Raw genomic sequence first — 9,348 nt, forward strand, 5'->3', positions numbered from 1 at the left:
CGCCTGGCTGAAAACGATTCTGGTGAACAACCTGGGACACATCATCCAGCGACACGTACTGGCAGAAAAACGCGACGTTCGACGCGAAGTCTCGATCGATGACATCGGTGCGACGCTGGAACGATCGACCGCGCGGCTGGTAGCAATCATCGCCGACCGAGGCCAATCACCGAGTGCCGACGCGCAAAAACACGAAGCCAGTCTGTTGCTGGCCGATGCGTTGGCCGAACTGCCCGACGACTACCGCGAGGTGATTCTGCTGCGGCACATCGAAGGGCTCGCGTTCCCCGACGTCGCGGCGCGGATGGAACGCACGGCGGGTGCAGTGCGGATGCTGTGGATGCGGGCGATCGCACAATTGCGGGTCCGGCTTGAATCGCGAGGCGTACTATGAACGACGTCGTCACTAACGACCGGCCGTCACCATCCTCTGCCGTGCCACGTGAAGACGTCGCCACGCTTGCGGCCAACCCGTTGGACGCGCTCACGCCGCAACAACAGGAACAGCTTTCCAAAATCCTGGAAACCTACCTCGACGATCTGGAACAGGGGCGTCCGGCCGATCCGGAATCGTTGATTCAACGCCACGCGGAATTGGCCGAACCGCTGCGATGGTATTTGCGCGGTTTGGACTTCGTGCACCAAGCCACCGCCGAACTGGGACCGAAAGAGCATCCGGATGACGTGGGAACGGTCAGCCACAACGAGCTGGGCGATTTCGAGATCCTTCGTGAAGTCGGACGCGGCGGCATGGGCGTGGTCTATGAAGCCAGACAGAAATCACTCGGTCGCCGGGTCGCGCTCAAGGTCTTGCCGTTCGCTGCCGTCCTGGATCGACGCCAGATCATTCGCTTCAAGAACGAAGCCCAGGCCGCCGCCCAGCTGCACCATCCCCACATCGTTCCCGTTCATTCGGTTGGATGTGATCGCGGCGTCCACTATTACAGCATGCAGTTTATCGACGGCCAGGCGTTGGACCGAGCGATCGACCAACTGAGAAACCTGCGTGACGGCACGGGCGAAAACGCCACCAACGCGTCCGGCAGCACCCTTCCCGACGAAGCGTTCTCCACACAACGCAGCGTTCGCTCCCAAAACCATATCAACTCCGTCGCCGAGCTGATTCGACAAGCGGCCACCGCGATCGAGCACGCTCATGAATTTGGCGTCGTGCACCGCGACATCAAACCCTCCAACCTCCTCATCGACCAGCAAGGAAAACTTTGGGTGACCGACTTTGGACTGGCACGCTGCCAAAACAGTATCACGATCACCATGACGGGAGATCTATTGGGAACGATTCGCTACATGAGTCCTGAAGCCGCCGCGGGTCGCGGCAGCTTGGTCGACCACATCAGCGACGTGTATTCGTTGGGCGTCACGCTCTACGAACTCCTCACCCTGGAACCACCCCACGCCGCGACCGATCGTGTGACGTTGCTCGATCAGATCCAACGCCAACAACCCGAACGGCCCCGACGACTGAACCCCGCTATCCCGATCGACTTGGAAACCATCGTGCTCAAAGCGATCCAAAAACCGCGCGATGATCGCTATCAATCGGCGGCCGCCATGGCGGAAGATCTGGCCCGATTCCTAGCCGGCAAACCGCCGCTGGCCAAACGCCCCTCCGCGATCGATCGTCTTTCCCAATGGGCCACGCGGCACCGCACCCTGGTCGCCTCGATCGTCGGCGTGTTGATCCTGACTTCACTCGCCGCCGGCACCGCCACCATGCTGCTGTCGAAAGAAAAAAGCCGAACCGAAGCGGCATTGAAGACCGCCGAATCCAACTTCGAACAATCCCAGCTGAACCTTCAAACCGCAATCGACGTCGTCGATCGGTTTGGAATGCGGTTGGCAACAAAACTCGCCGGCGTACCCGGTACCGAGACCGTCCGGCAAGCCATCATGCAGGAGACGTTGGCTGACTACCAGTCCTTCGCCGATCAGATGGACGGTGACGCCTCGATGCGTTTTGCGTTGGCCCTTTGCAACACCCAAATGGCATCGATGCATCGTCAATTGGGACGGTTTCCCGAGTCCGTCGACTGTTACCAAACCGCGATCAAACTCTACCAAGACTTACTCGCTGACGACGAACACGATCCGGATCCCAATCATGCCCGGATCGTCCATGACTTAGCCGTCTGCCACAACAACTTGGGCGAACTCGCCTTCCAGCAGGGCGACTTCCCAACGGCCGAATCCGAATACCAACAGGCACAGCAGATCATCGACAAGCTCGGCGGCGAAGCAAAAGAAGAAACGCAGATCAAGCATTTGCGGATCGCTGCCCTTGTGAATGTCGGCAACCTGGAACGCGCCGCCGGCAAAACCGCACAGTCGCGCCGGACCTACGAACAAGCCATCGAAATGCAATCCGCACTGCTGAAAGTCGATCCAGACAACCTGCAATACCAACGTGAACTGGCGGTCTCCTACGCACAGTTGTCGTTCCTGTTTGCCGGCAATGACTTGGACGCGGCAGATCGATACAACCGCTTGGCAATCGGTTTGCACAAGACGATCGTCGAAGATCGCCCCCACGATTTGGCCGCGCTCTCGGAACTGGCGACCTGTTACAACCATCGCGGCGCCATCTTCAACCGCCGCGGACGAACGGCCGAAGCACTCCAGGCCTACCAAGACGCGATCGATGTCCAACAAACACTGGTCCTGCGTGCCCCGACATCGCCCCGATTCAAAGAACAACTGGCCGTCGCCCACAACAACATGGGACAGGTCTTGCTATCGCTGGACAACTCGTTAGCCACAGATACGTCAGCCAACAACTCGTCAGCCGACCCTTTTTCTGGCGAAGCCGCTTCCGCCGATGCGCTCTCCCATTTCGAGAAAGCCGAGTCGCTGCTGACTGAACTGGTGGACACATCTCCATTATCGCCCCACTACCGAGCTCAACTCGGCGGCGTGCTTTCGAATCTGGCGCCACTTTTGGAAAAATCGGATGCCGAAGCAGCCCGGAAACACTATCATGATGCCATCGAGCATCAAACGTGGGCCTCGGAAAAAGCGCCACAAATCAAAGACTTCCGAGTCTGGCTGAGTGCCAGTTATGTCAAGTATGGTCGGTTTCTAAGACGCCAAGGGCAGTATGACTTGGCCGGTGAACTGGCGCTTCAACGAAGAACACTTTGGATCGATGATCCGAATCATTTGTATCGAGTCGCACTGGAGCTTGCCGAATCGGCGAACGGGGACGGCGCTTCCTCGCTGACACTGAATCAACGTTGGATCACTCCGACGCTTGAAACGTGGCAGATGGCCGTCGCATCGGGGCTCACCGACGTCGAGACCAAACGAAAGGATCCGACCTTGCAAAAGGTCATGCGGTTGGCTGATCCGTCCACATCTGTCGAACCACCAGAATGATCAAAGTACCTTCGACTTCCAATCATCACATCCGCCGTCTCCGTCAGCGCCGCCATCATCGCGGCGGCCGACGGCTGACGATGGAACGTTTTGAACAGCGAAACCTGCTCGCCGGTCCCGAGTTCGAGGCGGTGGATTTTTTGGTGAACCTGGAAATCAGCAACCTGTCCAGCACCAATCACCAAACCGTACTGCTGCGACTGGAACCGGTCCGCGACGGAGCCGACAATACACTGCGTTTGAGCGCCCGGCAGATCTCGGACGTGTCGAACGACGAATACTTCGCCGCCAGCGATCTGTCAGACCAACGCGGTGTGTTGCTCAGGTCCGCGATGGTCGATGCCATTTTGACGGACGACCTGTTCGGTGCCGCCATCGATGCGGAATTTTCCTCCGGATCCCATGATCCGATCACCATCGCGGTCGATCGCGGCAATGGTGATGTTGAGTACTTCCACTACCCCGATGACACGGACAATCAATTGTCACCGGCGGAAGTCATCCCCACGCCCGTGATGCCAACCCTCGCGCACGTGCCGCCGATCGATCCGTTTTCAATCGACGACGAAGCGGACCGCCGCGATGTGACCGAGCCCGCCCTGGAAACGGTCTTACCGAAGTCACTTAAAACCGTATCGAATCCCGAACCACATGCCGGCAGCGACGCGACGATCGATCGATTAACCGATCAGCTGCCGGGCGAAGGCGAAGTGATCCGCTTGGCGACGACATCCGCATGGGTTGCATCCCGGTCGGATTGGATGGACGGTCAATTGCAGTCGGATGCGGAATACATCGTGACGAGTATTCAACGCGTTTCATCATCAGCGGTGGATGCCGAAACCGGTACGGATGATGATCAGACGACGGGCCCGTCGGAGACATGGATCGTCGATTCCGACGCACGACCGCACGATGTTTCCGCTGCCGGCGCGTTGGACGCCAGCCAACCGGAACCGCCGCTGTTTGCAGCCGTCACGTCGCTCGAAGTTGCCTTGGTATTCGAGATCGGAGCGTTTCCCGATGTCCAGACGACCGACTTCGCGACGCTGTCGCAGTGGGATCGCCCGACGGATCAAGGTGTTGCTGAAACGACGTTGCCGCACGCCGCGTCGGCCGCCGTCGCACTTCAGCCCTCGAGCACGACAGACATCTCGACGTCCCGCTTCCCCGTTCGCAAGTTGGCCGCAGCGCCCGTGGTCCTGATCCTCGCCGGCGCGGTTTGGACGAAACTCCGCAGCCGGACACCAAACGCCGACATCTCAACCGCCCCGAATCACAAACTGAAGTTAACGACGTTAAAACAGCGCTAACGTCCCCGTCAACTCCACAAGCGGCCTAAGCATCCCACTTGCCGTCCACCAAAAATCCTCTCCCACCAGCGTTGCATTGCATCGCAGAACTATTGGTCGCTCTTACGGCTCGATTCGTCGCTGTCATCCGGAGTCCTCCTCCTTCCCACGAAAGCAGACAGGGATTCGATCGCGATCAGCACCGCAATTCCGATGAACACGGCGTACGACAGCATGGAAAAAAGTGGAACATAACGCACCATTTTGACCCAAACATGCGGGTGCTGATCGTTGAACGACACGAGCGAAACATACAGGGCCCAGATCAAAACCAAGCTGAAGCCGTTGCCCGCGAAGACGCACCCCACGTTGATCGGCTTTCTCGCCGAGACCCGAACGACGAGCACCTTTGCGGCGACTTGGAAGGCGAATGCGAACAAGAGCACCGCCAACAAGTTGCCATGCATGCGATAGGAATTGAGGCTCATCGAAATTTCGATAACGCTGCCGAAGGCAACCCAAGCCGGTGATGCGATGACATTGGAAAACACGGAAGTCCGCAACGCGTGTTTCTCGACCCCCGAGCAGGTCACAAATGGACGCTCAAGAACGCTCGCCAAGGCGACAATCGCAAGGTAACAGCTCGCTTCTATCTGCATCTTGAGAGGCGCCTATCGATTCGTCGGCTTCTGGACGGCTAGTTCTCAAAAGACGACGGAGTGGTAACGGCAACTGGGAATGCTTCCTTGTATCCCAGTGGTTGAATGAACGGTCCGTTTCGAATTTGACCGTAATACACCCCGAATCCGTCGTGGTTCAGTCGAACATCCGAATGCCACGTTTTCCCGCTCGCCGAGTCAACCCATGAGAAATCGACTCGGTAGGCATCAGCCTTAGCCGAATAGCGAACATCTTTCACCGTGGTCGTCATCGTCCCGAGTGTGGTGCTCTTCTCAAATTGCCGAGCGACTTCCTTGGGAGACAGGGGCTGCTGCGACGCGAGGTCTTGTTTCAACCGTGTGACCTGACGATTCATGATCACGGTATTGGCCGCGAGCGCGCCAATCGCGATCCACAGCAACAAAGTACCGATTGAAAATTGAAATCGTCGGGGCACAGGCGTTTGCGATGGGTTAGCCTCGTCGATCATGTCTTAGATCCAATGTGTCATTCATGGTTTCCAACTAACGATAACGATGCGCTGGCAGGGGCGAAAGATCTGACCACTACATCCCAAGCAGACTGACGGAAAGACAAGCCCATGCGCCGTCTCCTCCATTGCACGTTCTGGCTCATTCTCCAGAGTAATTAGACCGACATCCCGAAGGGATCAAAGCGAGTAGCCGGAGGTCAGCGCAGCGTCACCTCCGGACCAGACACCCGATCCACCCCACGACCACGGACGGGGTCGCAGCAAATTCCAGCAAACCCGTCGCACGGGTCAGCGAGCGAAGCAAAGTGACCGCTACCCCAGGATACGAATGCCCAGGGGACGTCGATTGTATTACTGACGAATTACTCGCCGTACCGCGTTGTGGGAACGACTCGCGAGCGGCAACCGCTCCTGCGGCCCGCACGCCAGCGGCGTGCCACATCAAAGCTTGGGGTCGCGCCCGCGCACCCCAAGTTCCTGTCGCCAACAGGCCTCCAACCCCAACGGGGTTGAACCGAGCAACACGGTTCGTCTGATTCACGCCGCCGTTTGCGCACCCCGGATTGTGCCGCGCCGTTTGTTGAACCCCGTTGGGGTTCCCCTGTCCTCTGCGCTCCCACCCGGAGTGCGCTTCGCGACTCCGGGCTTTGTTGTGGCACCGCTCTGCGGTGTGCACCGCAGAGCGGTGCCTGCCCAAGAGTCGCTCAGTGATACAATCGACGTCCCGCGGACTGCACGACAAGTAGATGGTTCAGCACCCTACATTTTGGGATGCGGCAGGTGCGACCGAAACAGTTTCAGTAGCGACTTCGCGTGGTCATCGTTGACAAATCCGTACCAGCCATGAGCATGCCGTTTCTTCTCCGAATCGTACCGAGGAACGTAGAAGTTCTGGCATTCCCAGCAAACGGTTGTTTCGAACAGCAAATCATCACCGCGGTACAGTCGGAACCCGTAAACGGGGAGGTGGCAGAACGCACCACCAAGACGATCGAAGGTCATCGACTGCCATGCCATCCGTAGTTTGTCGCAGTCGGGTCCCGTGATCGAAACGTGAGCATGGATGTCCGCGTCTATGCCGTAAGGGTGCACCGGAAACGTCTTGCCAGTCGGCTTGCGTTTCGGTGTCTCTTCGCTGAAAGGATCCCGTTTGGGTAAGGATACCGCATACAACTCGACCCGATCGAACCGCGGAAGCGCATCGGTGTGGGCAAGCGACAACATCCGCTCATACGGTGTCTCACCATCAGGATGTAACGGCGTCCATTCCGATTCAGTGTTGGAATCGTCTTGGTCGGAACCAAATGGATTCGCGTCCTGCGATTGCGCAAGCGTCAGCGAGGTGAGCAGGACAAATAGGGTCAGTAGTGGTCGCGTCATAAGTTAGCGTTGGTCCGCAAACAGCTCAAACAATTCAGTCTTAACTTCTGTGCCTCCGCTTAGCTTGCCGAGACTCGATAGGATTGCTTGGCTCAGTTTCGCAGGGACGCGATCAGTCATCAGCAAGACTGCGCGTTCGTTATCAAACGCAACGGCAAGGTGGTGAGTGGTTGGCTGGTTGAACTCGTTGCGATTCTTTGTGGAGATCAGCACTTCGGAAACACCAGCGTTTCGAAGGCCATTCGAAATCGCGAGTAGTTGTGGGGTAGTCGACGTGGGAGAGCAGGACACGAGTGCACGCGGCTTTTGGCCATCAAGATTGACCAGAACGCGAAATCCCTGTGGGATTCGGTCTTCGGCGTGGGTGATCGATGCCGCAATCAGCAACGCGACCAGCCCCGTGGCGGCCGCAGGGAGTGACAAGGTTTTCATCGTCTCTTCTCCGGAGAAGTTTCAAACGAATAGAAGGCCCCGTGTTCGAATTGTGCAACGAATTGCGATCTATCCGCGTCCCCGGAGGGTCGGAAATGGATCACGATGCAAAATGCTTTCAGCCTCAGGCGGGCCAATGATGGATCTCGATTAGAACGGATCCCGACAGAGGGTGCCAGCGTTCTTATCCCAAGCGAACTCGATCAGGGCCCGGTCCACGACATGGTTCTGTGTCATTCCCTCAGCGGACGCGACCGTACACAAGAACCATTCGCTCCAGATAAATTTCATCTGTCACCACCGAGACCTGTCGTACCAGTTTGTCATCGATCAGCCTCAAGCTGTCACAAACCTTGGTGTCGCCGTCGTCATATCGCAATGCGGACGCGTCCATTGCATTCGTCATTGCCCAGTCCGGTACGCCTGCTGGTTCAAGGATCGTGAGTCCATCACGGTCGACGACTGTACCTGTCATGGGGACGTAAGCGTTTACTTGAACGCCGCTGATGTCGAACATCAAGGCATCGAATTCGATCGTCTCCTCAGAAAACTCGCTGCCTTGTATTTTCATCACCAACCCGGCCATCGGAACGGCATCAGGAATCTGTGCATCGCCGTTGCCGCGGAGCCACGCCTGAATCTTGGCCAAACAAGCGGTATCCTCGTCGTCACCCCAGGGAATCTCATCGACGAGATGGTGATACTGCTCGAGTTGCCATTCGCCATTCATTGACGCGATCGACATCGAAAGATTCCTGGATGCAATAGAACGCAGAATGGTAACGATCACGTGGTCGCCGCGAACGACGCACCACTTCCAGAGAAATCAAGCCGGCGGCTAGCGTGCTTCCGCTGGTTCGGAACGCGGACTGTCGTCATCGGTTTTACGACGTAACACCAGCACGGATAAACGCGATCCGCTCGGTGCCTCAAATTTATTTGGTCGCTCAACGGTCGAATCGCTCGGCAAGCAGAGCCGCAGCGTCTCACCTTTCATCTCGTAGATGCAGTGGAGGATCGATCCCTTGGGTGCCTTGCCCTGAGTCTCAATGGTGACCAGCCTCATTCCCTTGGGTTGAACCATCGGCTGAAGGGTGAATCGGTACGTGTAATCGGGAGTACCGAAGCCCGTCATGGTCATCACGTCGCCGGAAAATTTGATCACCAGGTCGCTCAGTCCCTTCTTTCGCAGGACTTCGCCCAACGGCCGCCCGTTCGTTTCACCGCTCGACAAGGCCCATACGCCTTGCAAACGCGACTTGTCATCGGTTGACTCGTCTGCGTGAGCGGCGGCGCTGACGAAGAACACGATGCAGACCAAGGCGACTTTCACAGCAATTTCCATTTTAAGTCTCTCTTCAGTGCCGAACGACCACCGCTTACCGCGGCAAGGCGAACGACATTCGGTCTTCGATTGACGCCAACTCTGTGTCAGCGAGGGCGGACGGGACGGTTCTCGCGTCCGGTGACGAGAACAGCCTGAACGATTGTCAGTGACGAACACTGTACTCGATCGCTATCGCTGAGGGAAATTCCAGCCTCCCCATCTCCAGCCGACATGCCCGTCGTCAGTCGTCGTTGACATCGTCGGGCACCGACCCAGCGCAGCCACGTCGACCGCCCGCCAACCCTACGAGGATCGACGTGATGCCACGCCAATCCGCCGACGCGAGGTCTCCATCCCGGAGGGATCCCAGC

At 57.7% G+C, this 9,348-nt stretch carries 8 protein-coding genes; 3 read left to right on the forward strand and 5 right to left on the reverse strand.

Annotated features, from left to right (window positions below; translation table 11 throughout):
• The 3 genes from ABX749_RS11110 to ABX749_RS11120 form a co-directional block, all read left to right on the forward strand.
• On the forward strand, positions 1-394 hold a 394-nt coding region (locus ABX749_RS11110; protein ID WP_372896043.1), incomplete at its 5' end, for a sigma-70 family RNA polymerase sigma factor.
• 41 nt (positions 395-435) lie between these two features.
• Complete coding sequence (locus tag ABX749_RS11115; protein WP_372896044.1) at positions 436-3,393, forward strand: protein kinase; 2,958 nt, start codon at positions 436-438, stop codon at positions 3,391-3,393.
• Positions 3,390-4,706, forward strand: a complete 1,317-nt coding sequence (locus ABX749_RS11120) for a hypothetical protein (protein WP_372896045.1) — start codon at positions 3,390-3,392, stop codon at positions 4,704-4,706. Before ABX749_RS11115 ends, ABX749_RS11120 begins: the two co-directional genes overlap by 4 nt.
• 89 nt (positions 4,707-4,795) lie before the next feature.
• Here the strand turns inward: ABX749_RS11120 and ABX749_RS11125 are convergent, their stop codons facing one another.
• From ABX749_RS11125 to ABX749_RS11145, 5 genes are all read right to left on the reverse strand, one after another.
• Positions 4,796-5,173, reverse strand: a complete 378-nt coding sequence (locus ABX749_RS11125) for a hypothetical protein (RefSeq protein WP_372896046.1) — start codon at positions 5,171-5,173, stop codon at positions 4,796-4,798.
• A gap of 209 nt (positions 5,174-5,382) precedes the next feature.
• Complete coding sequence (locus ABX749_RS11130; protein WP_372896047.1) at positions 5,383-5,721, reverse strand: hypothetical protein; 339 nt, start codon at positions 5,719-5,721, stop codon at positions 5,383-5,385.
• Positions 5,722-6,597: 876 nt separating this feature from the next.
• Positions 6,598-7,218, reverse strand: a complete 621-nt coding sequence (locus ABX749_RS11135) for a hypothetical protein (RefSeq protein WP_372896048.1) — start codon at positions 7,216-7,218, stop codon at positions 6,598-6,600.
• A gap of 673 nt (positions 7,219-7,891) precedes the next feature.
• A complete protein-coding gene (locus tag ABX749_RS11140) occupies positions 7,892-8,395 on the reverse strand; it encodes a hypothetical protein (protein WP_372896049.1) in 504 nt (167 codons plus the stop codon).
• Positions 8,396-8,488: 93 nt separating this feature from the next.
• The gene (locus ABX749_RS11145) at positions 8,489-8,995 is read right to left on the reverse strand and encodes a TIGR03067 domain-containing protein (protein WP_372896050.1); all 507 of its coding nucleotides are present in this window, start codon (positions 8,993-8,995) and stop codon (positions 8,489-8,491) included.
• Positions 8,996-9,348 lie beyond the last annotated feature (353 nt).

Origin of the sequence: Stieleria sp. (assembly GCF_041595215.1) — a bacterium.
Lineage (GTDB): Bacteria > Planctomycetota > Planctomycetia > Pirellulales > Pirellulaceae > Stieleria > Stieleria magnilauensis.